Annotated in this window: 12 protein-coding genes; 1 reads left to right on the top strand and 11 read right to left on the bottom strand. The window is 65.1% G+C overall.

From position 1 onward, the window contains the following. Nucleotides 1-8 precede the first annotated feature (8 nt). The 11 genes from rnr to radA all read right to left on the bottom strand — a co-directional run bounded on the left by rnr (nt 9) and on the right by radA (nt 12,818). Complete coding sequence (gene rnr / locus DM450_RS06965; protein WP_142633625.1) at nt 9-2,300, bottom strand: ribonuclease R; 2,292 nt, start codon at nt 2,298-2,300, stop codon at nt 9-11. A gap of 64 nt (nt 2,301-2,364) precedes the next feature. Next, on the bottom strand, nt 2,365-3,216 hold the full coding sequence (locus DM450_RS06960; protein ID WP_142633623.1) for a sulfite exporter TauE/SafE family protein: 852 nt from the start codon (nt 3,214-3,216) through the stop codon (nt 2,365-2,367). A gap of 179 nt (nt 3,217-3,395) precedes the next feature. Next, entirely contained in the window at nt 3,396-4,742 is a 1,347-nt protein-coding gene (locus tag DM450_RS06955) for a M20/M25/M40 family metallo-hydrolase (RefSeq protein ID WP_142633621.1), read from the bottom strand. 49 nt (nt 4,743-4,791) lie between these two features. Then, on the bottom strand, nt 4,792-5,376 hold the full coding sequence (locus DM450_RS06950; RefSeq protein WP_142633619.1) for a DUF805 domain-containing protein: 585 nt from the start codon (nt 5,374-5,376) through the stop codon (nt 4,792-4,794). 20 nt (nt 5,377-5,396) lie between these two features. After that, complete coding sequence (proS, locus tag DM450_RS06945) at nt 5,397-6,974, bottom strand: proline--tRNA ligase (RefSeq protein ID WP_142633616.1); 1,578 nt, start codon at nt 6,972-6,974, stop codon at nt 5,397-5,399. Nucleotides 6,975-7,036: 62 nt separating this feature from the next. Further along, nucleotides 7,037-7,594 carry a polyhydroxyalkanoate synthesis repressor PhaR gene (gene phaR / locus DM450_RS06940; protein ID WP_142633614.1) on the bottom strand — a complete coding sequence of 186 codons (558 nt, stop codon included), beginning with the start codon at nt 7,592-7,594 and terminating at the stop codon, nt 7,037-7,039. Nucleotides 7,595-7,707: 113 nt separating this feature from the next. After that, nucleotides 7,708-8,790 carry an alanine racemase gene (locus DM450_RS06935; protein WP_142637606.1) on the bottom strand — a complete coding sequence of 361 codons (1,083 nt, stop codon included), beginning with the start codon at nt 8,788-8,790 and terminating at the stop codon, nt 7,708-7,710. After that, a complete protein-coding gene (locus DM450_RS06930) occupies nt 8,771-10,402 on the bottom strand; it encodes an MFS transporter (protein WP_142633612.1) in 1,632 nt (543 codons plus the stop codon). Before DM450_RS06930 ends, DM450_RS06935 begins: the two co-directional genes overlap by 20 nt. A gap of 48 nt (nt 10,403-10,450) precedes the next feature. Further along, the gene (locus DM450_RS06925) at nt 10,451-10,882 is read right to left on the bottom strand and encodes an iron-sulfur cluster assembly scaffold protein (RefSeq protein WP_142633611.1); all 432 of its coding nucleotides are present in this window, start codon (nt 10,880-10,882) and stop codon (nt 10,451-10,453) included. 21 nt (nt 10,883-10,903) lie between these two features. Further along, on the bottom strand, nt 10,904-11,440 hold the full coding sequence (locus tag DM450_RS06920) for a CvpA family protein (protein WP_142633608.1): 537 nt from the start codon (nt 11,438-11,440) through the stop codon (nt 10,904-10,906). Between the two features lie 10 nt (nt 11,441-11,450). Next, nucleotides 11,451-12,818: a DNA repair protein RadA gene (gene radA, locus DM450_RS06915; protein ID WP_142633606.1), complete on the bottom strand. Its 1,368-nt coding sequence runs from the start codon at nt 12,816-12,818 to the stop codon at nt 11,451-11,453. Nucleotides 12,819-12,889: 71 nt separating this feature from the next. Between radA and DM450_RS06910 the strand changes: the two genes are divergently transcribed. Further along, the gene (locus DM450_RS06910; protein WP_142633604.1) at nt 12,890-15,187 is read left to right on the top strand and encodes a patatin-like protein; all 2,298 of its coding nucleotides are present in this window, start codon (nt 12,890-12,892) and stop codon (nt 15,185-15,187) included. The last annotated feature ends 18 nt before the right edge of the window (nt 15,188-15,205 follow it).

Here is a 15,205-nt window from a genome sequence, read left to right as displayed (position 1 = left end):
CGACTGCCTCACTTCTTCTTGCGCCCCTGATGGCGGATGTTGTTCGGCCGGCCACGCTGGCCGACGAAGTGCTTGCCCTTTTTCTTGAGCGGCTGCGGCTTGCCGCGCTGCTCGATGCGGCCGCCGCCCTCCTCCAGTTCGAACTTGAGCGCGCCGGTCAGCGGATTCGCTTCGGCCAGACGCAGGCGCAGGATCTGCCCCACGGCATAGCTGGTGCCAGTGCTTTCGCCTTCGAGCACCTGGGCCTTCTCGTCATAGGCAAAACGCTCGTCACCCAGCGTCGAGACCGGCACCAGACCATCACCGCCCAGACTGAGGATCGTTGCGAAGAACCCGAACTTCTGAACCCCGGTGATGCGCGTGTCGAAAACCTGCCCGACGCGGCCCGAAAGCCACGCGGCGACATAACGGTCGATGGTTTCGCGCTCGGCCTCCATCGCGCGGCGTTCGGCCGTGCTGATTGCCTCGCTGACGCGGCCGAGATCGCTGCGATCACGCTCGGAAAGCCCCGACAGTGCAGGAATGTCGCCCTCGGGCTTGGGCTGCTCCAGCCCATAGGCATCGACTAGCGCACGGTGGACCAGAAGGTCGGCATAGCGGCGAATCGGCGAAGTGAAGTGCGCGTAGGAACCGAGCGCGAGACCGAAGTGCCCCTCGTTGCGCGGGCCGTAATAGGCCTGGGTCTGGCTGCGCAGGACGGCCTCCATGATCAGCGCCTTCTCGCTTTCGTCCGCAATGTCCTTGAGCATGCGGTTGAACAGGCCCGGCGTGATGACCTGCCCCATGGCCAGCTTGCGGCCGAACGTCGCCAGATAGTCCTTGAGCGCGGTCAGTTTCTCCCGGCTCGGCGTCTCGTGGATGCGGTAAACCACCGGCGCGACCTTGGCCTCCAGTGCCTTGGCCGCCGCGACGTTGGCGGCGATCATGAAGTCCTCGACCACGCGGTGCGCGTCGAGCCGTTCACGAATGGCGATTTCGGCAATGCGCCCCTGATCGTCGAGCTTTACGCGGCGTTCTGGCAATTCCAGTTCAAGCGGATCGCGGGCCTCTCGGGCCTTCGCCAGCAGTTTCCAGCAAGCCCAGAGGTTCTTCAGATGCTCCGGGGCGCGATCCTCGTCGATGCGGGCCTGCGCCTCTTCGTAAGCGATGACTTCGTCGATACGGACAATGGCACGGGTAAAGCGCCATTCGGTGACCTTGCCCTGCCCGTCGATCTTCATGTGACAGGCCATCGCCGCGCGGTCTTCGCCCGAACGCAGCGAGCAGACGTCGGCGCTCAGCACCTCGGGGAGCATCGGCACGACCCGGTCCGGGAAATAGACCGAGTTGCCGCGGCGCCGAGCCTCGCGGTCGATGTGACCGCCGGGGCGGACATAGAACGAGACGTCGGCAATCGCGACCAGCGCGTCGAAACCACCCTCCTCGTTCGGTGCGGCCCAGATCGCGTCATCGTGGTCGCGCGCATCGGAGGGATCGATGGCGACGATCGGCAGGTGTCGCAGGTCCTCGCGCTGCTCGCGGCTGAGCGGCATCCTGGCGGAGCGCTCTGCTTCGGCGATGGTGTCGCCGTCGAAGTGGTTGGGGATGCCGTGCTTGTGGATCGCGATCAGGCTGAAGGCCTTGGGCGCAAGCGGTTCACCCAGCACTTCGGTGACCTTGACCGAGGGGCGCGCGGAGCGTCCGATCGGCTCGGCCAGCACCAGTTCGCCCTTCTCGGCGCCGCCAAGATCGGAAATCGGCGAGGAATTGCGGATGCGCTTGTCTACCGGGGCCAGCCAGGGCTTGCCCGCACCATCGATCTCGACAACACCAAGCATCTGCTCGGAACGCAACATCAGCTTCTTCATCGGATAGGCGCGCCATCCGGTGGGCGTCTCTTCCGTGCGCGACAACACGCGGTCACCCTTCTTGAGCGCCGAGCGCCCCTTCTCGATCAGGCGAATGCGCGGCGGCGGGGTGGCATCGTCGGGCGTCCAGGTATCGGGGATGGCGATGGGCTCGCCCTCATCCACGTCGACGATGCGCAGGACGGTGACCTTGGGCAGCCCGCCCATGCGGTGGAACGCGGTGCGCTTGCCGTCGATCAGGCCCTCTTCGGCCATGTCCTTGAGCAGCGCCTTGAGCTGGATCTTCTCCTGCCCCTTCAGGCCGAACGCCCGCGCGATCTCGCGCTTGCCCGCGGGCTCGGTAGCATTCTGAATGAAGTCCAACACCTGCTGGCGCGTGGGAAGCCCGGGCTCGTGCCGGGGCCTGGAGGACTTGAGGGAGGACCTGGGCGTGCTGTTCTTTGAGCGAGGCATGGCATCGCACTTGCCGGTAAACGGCGGGAATTACAATCCGCCGCTTGTCATCCGGGGCATGCGATCAATGCGAGGAGGCCGTTTCCTGTACCACCGCGTGGACAGGCTTCATCGCCTTGTCCGGCATGCGCGACTTGACCATGAGCTGCCACGAAGACACCAACAGCACGCAGGCAAGCAGCGGCTGCAAGACCCTGTCCGGCGCGTGGGATGACAGATAGCTTCCGATCACCACGCCTGGAATGGAGCCGATCAGCAGGTTTCCGAGCAGCGTGAAGTTGACGTCGCCGATGATCCAGTGGCCGGTTCCGGCAATCAGCGCCAGTGGCACGGCGTGGGCAATATCCGAACCCACCAGGCGCGAGACCTGCAGCCGGGGGTAGAGCACCAGCAATACCGTGACGCCGATCGCTCCCGCGCCGACCGACGAGATCGATACGGCAAGACCGATGACCGCGCCGAGCAGGACGGTAAGTCCGGCAACCCGCGCCGGAGGCGCAACGGCTTCATGGTCGTGCGCGAAGCGGGTCAGCCACTTGCGCGATGCCACCGCGATCGCCGTCAGGAACAGCAGGATCGCGAGGGAAAACAGGATCATGTTCTCGGTCGATTTGCCGATCTTGCCAATATAGGCAAGCGTTCCCAGCGTTACGAGAGCCGCCGGCACGCTGCCGGAGGCCAGGCGGCGCACGATGGTCCAGTCGACCGTCTCGCGCTTGCCGTGGACAACCGAGCCGCCAATCTTGGTCAGCGCGGCAAACAGCAGGTCGGTGCCGACCGCGGTCTGCGGATTGACCCCGAACATCAGTACCAGCAGCGGCGTCATCAACGAGCCGCCGCCGACACCGGTGAGGCCCACGAGTATGCCGACCATCAGGCCGGCAACCGCGTGCATCGTGTCGAAGGCATGGGTCATAGCGAATTCACTCTCCACAACGCGTGCCGGGAGTCCGATCCTTGCGGCATCGGACGGCAGGCACGGGAGTGTTCGTGAGCCGTGACCGGCCCCGCTTCCCGCGCAGATCCCTGTTGCGTTGCCTCTCTAGTCATACCGCGGCGCTTGGCAAGCACCCCTGTCGGATCATTCGATGCCTGTCACGGCGTGCCGAGCGGCAGGAAGCCGCCACCCGGAACCGCAGCCGCGACCGGGCTCTGGCTGCCGTCGGCAGCGATCGAACTGACACCGAGGATCCAGTCATCACCGCGGAAGCCGTCGAGTTTCACGCGGGTCTGCGTGGTATTCGCAATCATCGGCTGCGCCTCCCACTCACCCTGGTCGGTACGGCGGCGCCACAGCGAATAGGCGACCGCACCGTTGACCGGTTTCCACGTCACGTCGGTCCAGGTCTTCACTGCAGCATCGGCGGTGGGAACCGGCGGCATCGGCGCCTTGGCCAACGCGGCGAGCGCGGCAATGTTCAGGCGGGTGACGCGGGCGAGATAGGGAAAGTCCATCTCGTCGATCGTGTCGCCGAACTTGACGCCGTTCTCGGTGCGCAGGTCCTGATGCTGGTGCTCGTAGTCCTCGATGGCAACCGAGAAGCGTACCGCCGGATTGCCTTGCTCAAGGAACGGCAACTGGTCGCCGCCGCGGCCCATGCGGTCGGCGCGCCAGACCTGCCGGACTTCCAGCTTGTCCTGCACACCGCCCGAAAGCGCCGCGATGAAGCGTGAGATGTTGCGCGAAGGGCTGTCGTTCTCGCCGCCGAACCGGCGTGCGTCGGCGCGGGTCTTGTCGGTCGCGTCCGCACGCGGACCTTCTGAAAACAGGCGGACATGGGTGTCGTCGACCAGCCCGTCGGAGCCGTGGGTTCCGCCGACGATGTCGTTGTTGAGTACGGCCTTGACTGTCCAGCCCTGCTTCTTTGCGTAATCCGCCAGCAGCTTGCCGCCATAAAGCCCCTGCTCCTCGCCCGAGAGCGCAGCATAGACGATGGTGGTGGGGAACTTGCGCTTGGACAGTACACGCGCAGCCTCCAGAACGAGCGCGGTGCCCGAGCCGTCGTCGTTGGCTCCCGGCGCATCGCTCCTGACGTCCATCACGTCGGTCACGCGGCTGTCGATATGCGCTTCAACGATGACGACTTCATCGGGGCGTTCGGTGCCGCGCTGGATGGCGACAACATCGACCATCTTCACGGGCACCGGGATGCGGGTCCCACTCACCATGCTTTCCGGCATCACGACTTCAAGACAGCCACCGCAGGCCTTCGAGGTCTTGCGAAATTCATCGGCCGCCCAGCGCCGCGCGGCACCGATGCCGCGCCGGGGATCGGAATCCGAAGACAGCGTATGCCGGGTGCCGAAGGAGACCAGCTTCTCGACATCCGCACGCATGCGCGCTTCCGAAACGTCGGCGGCCGGCGCCTCGGCGGCGCTGGCGGCGACCGGGCTCAGGACACTGGAGGAAAGCGTGGCGGCGACCAGGATCTTGTATTGCATGACCGCGCTTGTCGGGCCTGGCTCCCGAGATTGCAAGAGGGCGGCAGGATCAGAACCGGACGGGCGCGTCACCGTAGCGATTGGGGCCATTGGTCGAAGGCAGGACGCCGCAGATGATCACGATCAGAATGGCTGCCCAGCTCATTGCCGAGGCACCGATTACCTTGGACTGGATCGCCAGGGCGGATGCCATGTCCTCCGCCGGTGCGCTGGTCATGGCGGCAATGACCTCGTTCATCTTCGACCAGATCATGACGCGGGCCACAAGCGACAGCGCAAGGACCGCAAAGGCGATCCACCCCGGCTTGCCGGAGTCGTGCAGGCGGCGCACGAAGGCGGCCAACAGGAACATTGCCGCGATCACCGACACGACAGCCGTCAATGTCATCGAAGTGCGCATGTAGCCGGCCATCTGAGCCATCATGCGTGCCTGCAACTCGGCTTCGCTGGCTCCCTGCTGAGCGGCACTGAACGCGCCTTTCATCATTCCGCCCATCATCGGCAGCGAAATGAGCATGCCGGCGGCATATTGGAGGATGACAAGGAAGAGGACGTAGAACCAGAAGGTCTGCCGCGCATCGCGCCCTTTGAAGTTCAGCAGGTTCGCAAGGTTATACCTGATCGATCCCAGCACGCCCTCTTCCTTTCAGTTCATCAGTACGAACGCGCCACGTAGATGCGTTCGGCTGCCGGCTTGCCGGTGAAGACGCAAGTGCCGGTAGCGGCCGGCGCATCCATCGGCGTGTTGCGCATGGTCAGCTTCAGCGCCTTCAGCTTCTGCACGACGGCTTCGAGTTCAGCCCCGGTCGGGCGCGACCATTCGACCTCGACCCAGCCCGGATAACGCTTGTCGTCCGAGAAGAAGGCGGAAAGCTCGTCGAAGCTGGAAAGCCGCGTGATGTTGGAATCACGGCGAGCCAGGGCCTCGGCATGGAGCGAGGCCTGGAAATCCTCGATCTCGGCAGAAGCGCGGGCGACGAAGTCCTCCTTGGCCATGCCGACGAAATTGGCCTTGCCCGCCTCGGTCCACAGCTTGTCACGGCGCAGCATCGATACTTGCCCGCCTGCCGCGTCGCGGCCGCCGATTTCGAGGATCAGCGGCACGCCCTTCTTGACCCAGGCCCAGCGCTTCTGCGTGGCCTTGCCCGGACGCTTGTCGAGCAGGACACGAACGGTCTCGCCGAGCGCGGTCTGCTTGACCAGCGCCTTGCGCAGCTCCTCGCAGTAGGCCAGCAGCGCCTCGTCCTCGTCGTTGTCCCGCAGCATCGGCAGGATCACGATCTGATGCGGCGCCACCATCGGCGGCACGCGCAACCCGTCATCGTCGCCGTGGACCATGATCATGCCGCCGACCAGGCGCGTCGAGACGCCCCAACTGGTGGTGTGGGCGTATTGCTGCGTGCCTTCCTTGTCCTGGTACTGGATGCCGGAAGCCTTGGCGAAGCCGGTGCCGAGGTAGTGCGAGGTGCCGGCCTGCAGCGCCTTGCCGTCCTGCATCATCGCCTCGATCGAGTAAGTGCCGACCGCGCCAGGGAAGCGTTCGTTCTCCGGCTTCTCACCGGCGATCACCGGCATGGCCAGCTCGTTCTCGGCAAAATCGCGATACATTTCGAGCGCGCGCAGCGTCTCTTCCATCGCGTCGTCGCGGTTGGCGTGCGCGGTGTGGCCTTCCTGCCAGAGGAACTCGCTGGTGCGCAGGAACATGCGGGTGCGCATTTCCCAGCGCACCACGTTGGCCCACTGGTTGACCATGAGCGGCAGGTCGCGCCACGACTGGACCCAGCGCGCCATGGCCGCGCCGATCACCGTTTCCGACGTCGGGCGCACGATCAGCGGCTCTTCCAGCTTGGCCTCGGGATCGGGTACCAGCCCGCCCTTGCCGTCGCCGATCAGGCGGTGATGGGTGACCACCGCCATTTCCTTGGCGAAGCCTTCAACGTGCTCGGCTTCCTTGGAGAAGTACGAAAGCGGAATGAACAGCGGGAAGTAGCAGTTGGTGACGCCCGCAGCCTTGATGCGGTCGTCCATCAGGCGCTGGATGCGCTCCCAGATGCCATAGCCCCACGGCTTGATGACCATGCACCCGCGAACACCGGATTCCTCGGCCATTTCGGCCTCGGAGATCACTTCCTGGTACCACTGGGCGAAATCGTCCTCGCGCTTGACGGAGAGGGCGTGGCGAATGGCGGACACTGGGGCTTCTTCCTGCTTGCATCGATGCGGGCGGACCATCCGCCGCATTCGGGCCCTTCGATCCGGAACGTGTCCGTTGCGAGGGGCCCTTGCGCAGACCCTTATTTGCCCAGCGCGTCAAGCCTCTTCTGGATTTCGGCCATCTGCTCGCGCAGCGCGGAGAGGTCGCCAGCGTCCTCGGCCGGCGGCGCCTTGGGCTCCGGCTTCTCGGCACCGGGCATGAAGGCGGAGGCGGCTGCCTTGAACATCGCCATGTTCTGTTCGGCCAGACGCGCCAGCGGATTGTTGCCAAGGCTGTCCTCGAACGCCTTGTGCAGTTTGGTCTGGTTGGCGCGGAAATTGTCCATCGACGCCTCGAGGTAGTGCGGAACCAGCGACTGCATCGAGTTGCCGTACATGCTGATCAGTTCCCGCAGGAAATTGACCGGCAGCATCTGCTCGCCGTTCGACTCCTCCTCCATGATGATCTGGGTGAGAATCGTGTGCGTGATGTCGGTCCCGGTCTTGGCATCGAGAACCTTGTAGTTCACGCCCTCGCGGGTCATCTGCGCAAGATGTTCGAGCGTGATGTAGCTCGATGAGCGGGTATTGTAGAGACGCCGGTTCGCGTATTTTTTGATTATGACGGTGTCGTCGTCGTGCGATCCCGTTTCTGGCATTGCCTATCCCCTAGCTAGAGGTCCACCCCCATGGTTTAGGGGACAACGATACCACTTGCGCTTGGTGCAACGCAACACAATTTGCTGCGCAGCAAAACACACCGTCCCGCCTGTCAGCGCGTGAAGCGCCGACCGAGCAACGTCAGCAATTCATACTGCGACAGACCGGAAACGGCAGCAGCCTCCGGCAGATCGTAATCGGCCGTCACCCAGTCCCCTTCACCCAGCGTTGGCAAAGCGGAAAGATCGAGAATGGTCAGATCCATGCTTACCCGGCCGACAACCGGGAGCCGTACGCCGGCATCACCGCCGGCCGGACGGAAAGCCCCCTTGCCCGACCAGCAGCGCAAGTAGCCATCGGCGTAACCCATTGCGACCGTTCCCACCCGCATGGCGCGCGGCGCGACAAAGGTCGCGTTGTAGCCGAGACTGTCTCCGGCAGCGATTTCGCGCACCTGCAGCACAGCCGCCTGCGGGCGCGCAACCTGGCGCAGCAAGGGCCCCATTTCGGCGCGCGGGATCCCGCCATAAAGCGCGATTCCGGGACGGGTCAGATCACCGTGGTATTCCGCACCCAGAGCTATGCCGCCGCTGTTGGAAAGGCTGCCGCGCGCGTGGTGCACGAGGCCGCGCGCCGCCGTCCAGCGCTCGCGTTGCAATTCGTTGAGCGGGCTGTCCTCTTCGGCAGCGACAAGATGCGAAAGCAGGGCGTCGATCTCGAGCGCCTGCACGGCATCATCGCCCAGTTCCGCCAGCGCAACGCCAAGGCGGTTCATCCCGGTATCCACCATCAGGTGGCAAGCCCCGCCTCCCGCCGCGACCCAGCGCCGTGCCTGCTCCACAGAGTTGATGACGGGCACCACGCCGCTGGCCTGCGCGAAAGCAGCTTCTGCATCGTTCATCGGGCCATGCAGGACGGCCACGCCGCGCGGATCGACAAGGTCGAGCAATTCTGCCGCCTCGCGCCAATGGGCGACAAAGAAGTCCCGGCACCCCGCCTCGTGCAGCAAAGGTACGACGCGCCTTGCGCCAAGGCCATAAGCGTTGGCCTTTACCGCCGCCCCTGCCCGCGCCGTTCCGGAAAGCGTGTCGAGCGCGCGCCAGTTGGAGGCCAGTGCATCACCATCGACATCGAGACGCAGGGCAGAAACGGGGACTTCGGAAAGCCCGGATCGATCAGACAGAAGGATCACCATATTCACGCGGGGGGCCACCTCGCAGTCCCCACAGCGAGACGGCAAGCGCGATGGCAACAACGATCCAGGTGTACCAGAGCCCCTGGTACGGATTGCCGCTGCTGGCGACCATGTAGCTGGAAATCAAAGGAAGGAAACCGCCAAAGTAGCCGGTGCCGAGATGATAGGGGATCGACATCGAACTGTAGCGGATTCGCGGCGGAAACATCTCGGACAGCAAGGCTGCCGCCGGCCCGTACGTCGCCCCGGCCAGCGCCATGAGCGCAACCAGCACCCCGACGATGGTGATCGCCCCGCTCAAGGTCGGCCGGTCCTTGGTGAAGTTGTAGCCCGCCTGCGCCAGCCAGCCTTGCAGCATCTGCCCGCGGGCAGCCTTGTCGGCCCAGGGGTACTCCGCCATCGGCAGCGGCCTGCTGCCGACTTTCAGCAAGAGGTGTTTGGCGTCGACAACGCGGTAGGCAATGCCCGCCCCGGTAAGGTCGCCCAGGAGCTTTCCGCAGTCGGTGTCCTGTTCGTTGCGGAACGGATTGAACTTGCAGTCGGGCCCTGCCACCAGCACCGGCGCCTGCTCGGCCGCGCGGGAAAGAGCCGGATTGGCATTGTTGCCGATCAGCCAGAAAGCCGGAAACAGCAGCAGCAGTGTCAGCATGTAGCCGAGGATGATCGGTTGTCGGCGCCCGACCTTGTCGGACAGGCTGCCAAAGATCACAAAAAAGGCCATCCCCACCGCAGCAGACACGCCGACGATGATTTCCGCACTGGTATCGGCCATGCGCATGGCGCCTTTGAGGAAGCTCAGCGCCGAGAACATCGCGGTGTACCAGATCACCGTCAGGCCAGCGGAAATGCCGAACAGGGCGATGAAGATACGACGGCGATTGCCGGGATACGTGAAGCTTTCCTTGAACGGATTGCCGGAAAGCTTGCCCTCCTCGCGCATCGCGCGGAACACCGGGCTCTCCGAAAGCTTGAGGCGCATGTAGAGTGACAGCGCCAGCAGCACGAGCGACAGGACAAACGGCAGGCGCCAGCCCCAGGCTTCCCATGTTGCCGGGCTCATCATCGCCTTGCAGGAAAGGACGACGATCAGGCTGAGTACAAAGCCCCCGACCACGCTGGCCTGGATAAACCCGGTGTGAAATCCTCGCCGGTGCCTCGGCGAGTGTTCGGAAACATAGATCGCCGCACCGCCGTATTCACCGCCGAGCGCCAGCCCCTGCACCACCCGCAGCAGCAGCACGATGACGGGCGCGGCGAGGCCGATGCTCGCGGATGAGGGCGTGAAGCCTACCCCGGCCGTTGCAACGCCCATGAGCGTGACGGTGACCAGGAACGTGTACTTGCGCCCCAGTCGGTCCCCCAGAAAGCCGAAAAGGATCGCGCCCAGCGGCCGGAAGCAGAAGCCAACCGCAAAGCCAGCCCAGACCAGCAGGGTTTCAAGCGTCTCGTTGCCCGAGGGGAAAAAGGTATTGCCGATCACGGCCGCCAAGGTGCCGTAGATGAAGAAGTCGTACCATTCGAACACGGTCCCCATCGATGAGGCCGCGATCACCAGCCTCATGTCGGACGCGCTGGGCTCGGTCCCATGCGAATTGCGCGGCGTTTCGGCCATTCACCCCCCTCTGCGACCTGGCCCCCACCGGCCCGATCGCTGGTCATATTAGCCGTTCCGGGCTGGCTCTGGAAGCGCTGCGAGCGCAGCCTTCCATGGCAACGTCACCGCCCCATGACGGGCCGGATAGTCGCGCGCGGCGGCGATCTGCGAAAGTCCCGGCCAATCCGGGAGCGAGGCCTGCCCGCCGAGCCAGCTTGCGATCGCTTCGTTCGCCTCGGCAATGTCGGCCCGGCTGCGGCCTTGCACGGCATCGGCAAAGATAGCGGCTGCGGCCTGCCCGATGGCGCAGGCATGGCTGCGAATACCGATACGCTCCACCTGCCCGCATGCATCAAGGGCAAGGCCGAGCGCGATGGTGCTGCCGCAGCTTGGCGAGCGCGCCTCGGCCTGGAAGGGCAGGCTATCATCCCAGCCATGTTCAGCGAGCCTGACGGCCAGCCCCAGCACTTCGGGGGTGTAGAGAACGGTTGCAGACACCGGACTATGCCGCCCCGCTGCTCAGGACTGGCCGTCGGCGTCTTCGCGGGTTTCAGCCGCACGCGCCTCCCGGCGGCGTTCGCCCAGCATCTTCACCAGCGCTTCGCTGCTGGCATTGATGAACGAATACGTCCGCGCCTGCCGGATCCAGTCGGGCCGGCCTTCCGCGCCCCAGATCGTGTCGTAGCCGAGCACAAGCACCGAGAAACCCAGCACCGCGATCAGTACGCCCTTTACCGCGCCGAAGCCGAAACCCAGCACCCGGTCGATCGGCCCAAGCAGCGAAGCGCGACTGGCCCGCCCGGCCCAGCCGGCCACCAGCTTCACGGCCGCGAAGGGCACGATCAGCAGGATAGCAAAGGCCAGCACGGGCGTTGCCGAACCGGTGCCGGTATGCGGCTCCAGCCAGTGCGCCAGCGGCGTGTGCATCGTACGGATGGCGATAACCGCAAAGACCCAGGCACCGAGCGCCAGGATTTCCTGCACAAAACCGCGCATGAACCCCATGGCCGCACCAAGGCCGACGATGACGAGAACTGCAATATCGAAACCGGTCATGCGGCAGGCTCTAGGCATCTCCCAGAATACGGTCAACGAGGTTGGGCAACATCGACATTCCGGTGAACTCCAGCCCCTTCTCGGGCTTGGTTGTCGCAACGGGGCCATAAGCGCGGCCGAAGCCCAGTTTCGCCGATTCGCGCTGCCGGATCGAAGAATGGGCGACGGGACGAATCTCGCCGGCGAGCGAGACTTCGCCGAACCAGACGGTGTTCTTGGGCAAGGGACGATCCCCCAATGCCGACACCAGCGCCGCCGCGACCGCAAGATCGGCGGCCGGGTCGGCGAGGCGATAGCCGCCCGCCACGTTCAGATAGACTTCCGCGCTGGAGAAATTGAGCCCGCAGCGCGCTTCCAGCACGGCCAGCAACATGGCCATGCGGCCCGAATCCCAACCGACGACCGCGCGGCGGGGGGTTGCGCCGCTCTGCAACCGCACGATCAGCGCCTGGATCTCGATCAGCACCGGGCGGGTGCCTTCCATCGCCGCAAAGACTGCGCTGCCCGCCATCGCCTCCTCGCGCCCCGACAGGAACAGCATCGAGGGATTGCCGACTTCAGCAAGGCCCGCCCCCTCCATCGCAAAGACGCCGATCTCGTCGACCGGGCCGAAACGGTTCTTGAGGCTGCGCAGAATACGGTACTGGTGGCTACGCTCGCCCTCGAAGCTCATTACCACGTCGACCATGTGTTCGAGCACACGGGGCCCCGCGATATTGCCGTCCTTGGTGACGTGGCCGACGAGGATCAGGGTGACGTCGTTTTCCTTGGCATATCGGATCAGTTCGAAGGCACAGCCGCGCACCTGGCTGACCGTGCCCGGTGCGCCTTCGATGGTGTCCGAATGCATGGTCTGGATCGAATCGATCACCAGCAGCGTCGGTGCATCCATCATGCCGAGCGTCGTCAGGATATCGCGGACCGAGGTTGCCGAGGCGAGCTGGATCGGCGCTTTCGACAGGCCGAGGCGCTCGGCCCGCAGGCGCACCTGCCCTGCCGCTTCCTCGCCGCTGACATAGACGGCAGAGCTGCCCGAATTGGCGATATGGGCGGCAGCCTGCAGCAGCAGCGTCGACTTGCCGATGCCGGGATCGCCGCCCAACAGGATCGCCGAGCCCGGGACGAGACCGCCGCCCAAGGCCCGGTCGAACTCGGCCAGGCCGCTGGCGCGTCGCTTGGGAATCTCGCCCGGCGCATCGAGCGGCGTGAAGCGGATCGGACGGCCGCCGGAGGACAGATCGTGCTTGGTCGAAAACACCGTCTGGGGTGCTTCCTCGCTCAGCGTGTTCCACTCCCCGCAATCAGCGCACTGACCCTGCCAGCGGGTGGTAACACCGCCGCAGGACGAACAGACATATCGACGTTTGGGCTTTGCCATGGCCCATCGATTATCTGGAACGGAATGAGAACGCAATTGCCTTTCGCCGCGTCTCGTACCAAGCTAAGCCCATGCACCAGAAGGAACTGCGGATTGCGCTCGTCTGCTACGGCGGTGTCAGCCTTGCCGTCTACATGCACGGCGTCACCAAGGAACTGTGGAAGACGCTTCAGGCCAGCCGTGCGTTCTGGGCTGGCGACAGCGAGCCCGGGGGCACCACGGCGGTCTACCTCAAGCTGCTGCGCCGCCTGGAGCAGGCCGGGAACCTGCGCCTGCGGGTACTGTGCGACATTGTCGCCGGAGCCAGCGCCGGCGGAATCAATTCGATCTTCCTGGCACAGGCGATCCATTCCGGCCAGTCGCTGGAGTCGCTGACCCAGCTTTGGCTGGAGGTGGCCGACGTCGACGAACTGCTCGATCCCGAGGCCCGGCCCTGGTCTGCACGCACCAAGTTCTGGGCGCAGCCGCTGGTGTCCTACCTGCTCACGCGCCCAGGCAATGCCGTCAGCGCCAGCGTGGCCCCGGAAACACGCCAGGAAGTACGCGAGAAGCTGTCACGCCTGATCCGCTCGCGCTGGTTCGAGCCGCCCTTCAGCGGTATCGGCTTCTCCCGGTTGTTGTACCGCGCGCTGTCATCGATGGCGGAAACGAGCGGCCCCGGCCTGCTGCCGCAGCGCCACCCCATCGATCTTTTCGTGACCGCGACCGACTTCAAGGGACACCTGGAAACCCTGCGCCTCCATTCACCCGAACTGGTCCTCGAAAGCGAGCACCGGCTAACCTTCGGGTTCCGTGCCCGCAGCGGAGCAGCCGAACTGGCCGCGCTTCCCGAACTCGTCATGGCGGCGCGATCCACCGCCAGCTTTCCCGGCGCATTCCCGCCGCTCCAACTCGAGGAGATAGACCGCCTCGTTTCGGAAAACGCCATCGAATGGCCGGGGCGCGAAGCCTTCCTGAAGCGGATCATGCCCGAGCACGTGGCCCGCGGCGATCTCGATTCGGTCTCGCTGATCGATGGCTCGGTGCTCGTGAACGCCCCGTTTGCCGATGCCATGCGGGTGCTTCGCAGTCGTCCGGCGACGCGGGAGATCGACCGGCGTTTTGTCTATATCGATCCGGCTCCCGATCGCGTCGGCGCCGATCTCAGGCGCGACAAGCGCCCTCCGGGCTTCTTCACGACGATCTTCGGCTCGCTCTCCTCGATCCCGCGCGAGCAGCCGATCCGCGACAACCTCGAAGCGCTGGAAGAAGAGTCGCGCGAGATGGCGACCTTGCGCGCCATCGTGCTGGCCCTGCGCCCGGAGATCGAGGAGGCGGTCAGCAGCCTGTTCGGCCATACCCTTTTCCTCGACCGCCCCAACCCAAAGCGCCTCGCCGCATGGCGCGCCCGCGCGCAGCAAGCGGCGTTCGAACAGGCCGGCTTTGCCTATCACGGCTATGTGCAGGTGAAGTTCACCGGCGTTGTCACGATGCTGGCGAGGCTGGTTCACGAAGCCGCGCCGAGCCTCGGCGTCAGCTCCGCGGCACCGATCATGGAGCGCCTCTACAGCTACCTTTCCGATCACGGCATCGACCGCATGCAGCCCCTGCGCGGCGGAACCTCGCCGGGAATGGCGGCGTTTTTCCGCCTCCATGACATCACTTTCCGCATCCGCCGCCTGCGCCTGCTGGCGCGGCGCGTGACGCAGGAGTGGCGGCTCGACGGCGATGTCGACGAAAGCCAGCGCGATGCTGCACGCGAAGCGATCTACGGGGCGCTGGCACTGTGCATCGAGGCGGAGGCGGTCTCGTTCCTCGGACCGGACTTCACCGAACTGGCGCAAGGCGTTTTCGAGGATCCCGGCGCCCTGCTCGATCACATTGCCGACCGGCGCGGCCTGCTGCAGATCGACGCGCAGGTCGACCAGATCCTTGCCGAGATGCTCTCGTCGATGCCGAGCGGACTGCGCAAACGACTGCTGCTCGCCTATCTCGGCTACCCCTTCTACGACACGGTGACGCTTCCCCTGCTCCGCGGTGAAGGTCTGGACGAGTTCGACCCCATTCGGGTCGACCGGATCTCGCCCGAGGATTGCCATGCGATCCGGCAGGGACCGATGCTGCGCGGCAGCGAGTTCTACAACTTCGGCGCCTTCTTCAGCCGCGCCTACCGCGAGAACGACTATCTCTGGGGCCGCCTCCACGGGGCCGAGCGTATGATCGAACTGATCGCCTCCGCCCTTGAAGGCGAGCATGCGCTGGACGAGCGGGAACTGGACCAGTTTCGCAAGGCGGCATTTCTCGCGGTGCTGGATGAGGAGCAGGGGCGGCTCAACGCCGATCCCGGCCTTGTCGGCAACCTTCGCGCCGAAGTGCTGCGCCGGGTCTGATATCAACCTGCGGCGAGC

The sequence above is a fragment of the Sphingomonas sp. IC081 genome (assembly GCF_006874585.1).
Classification (GTDB): domain Bacteria; phylum Pseudomonadota; class Alphaproteobacteria; order Sphingomonadales; family Sphingomonadaceae; genus Novosphingobium.
This window is presented reverse-complemented; position numbering and strand designations above follow the sequence as displayed.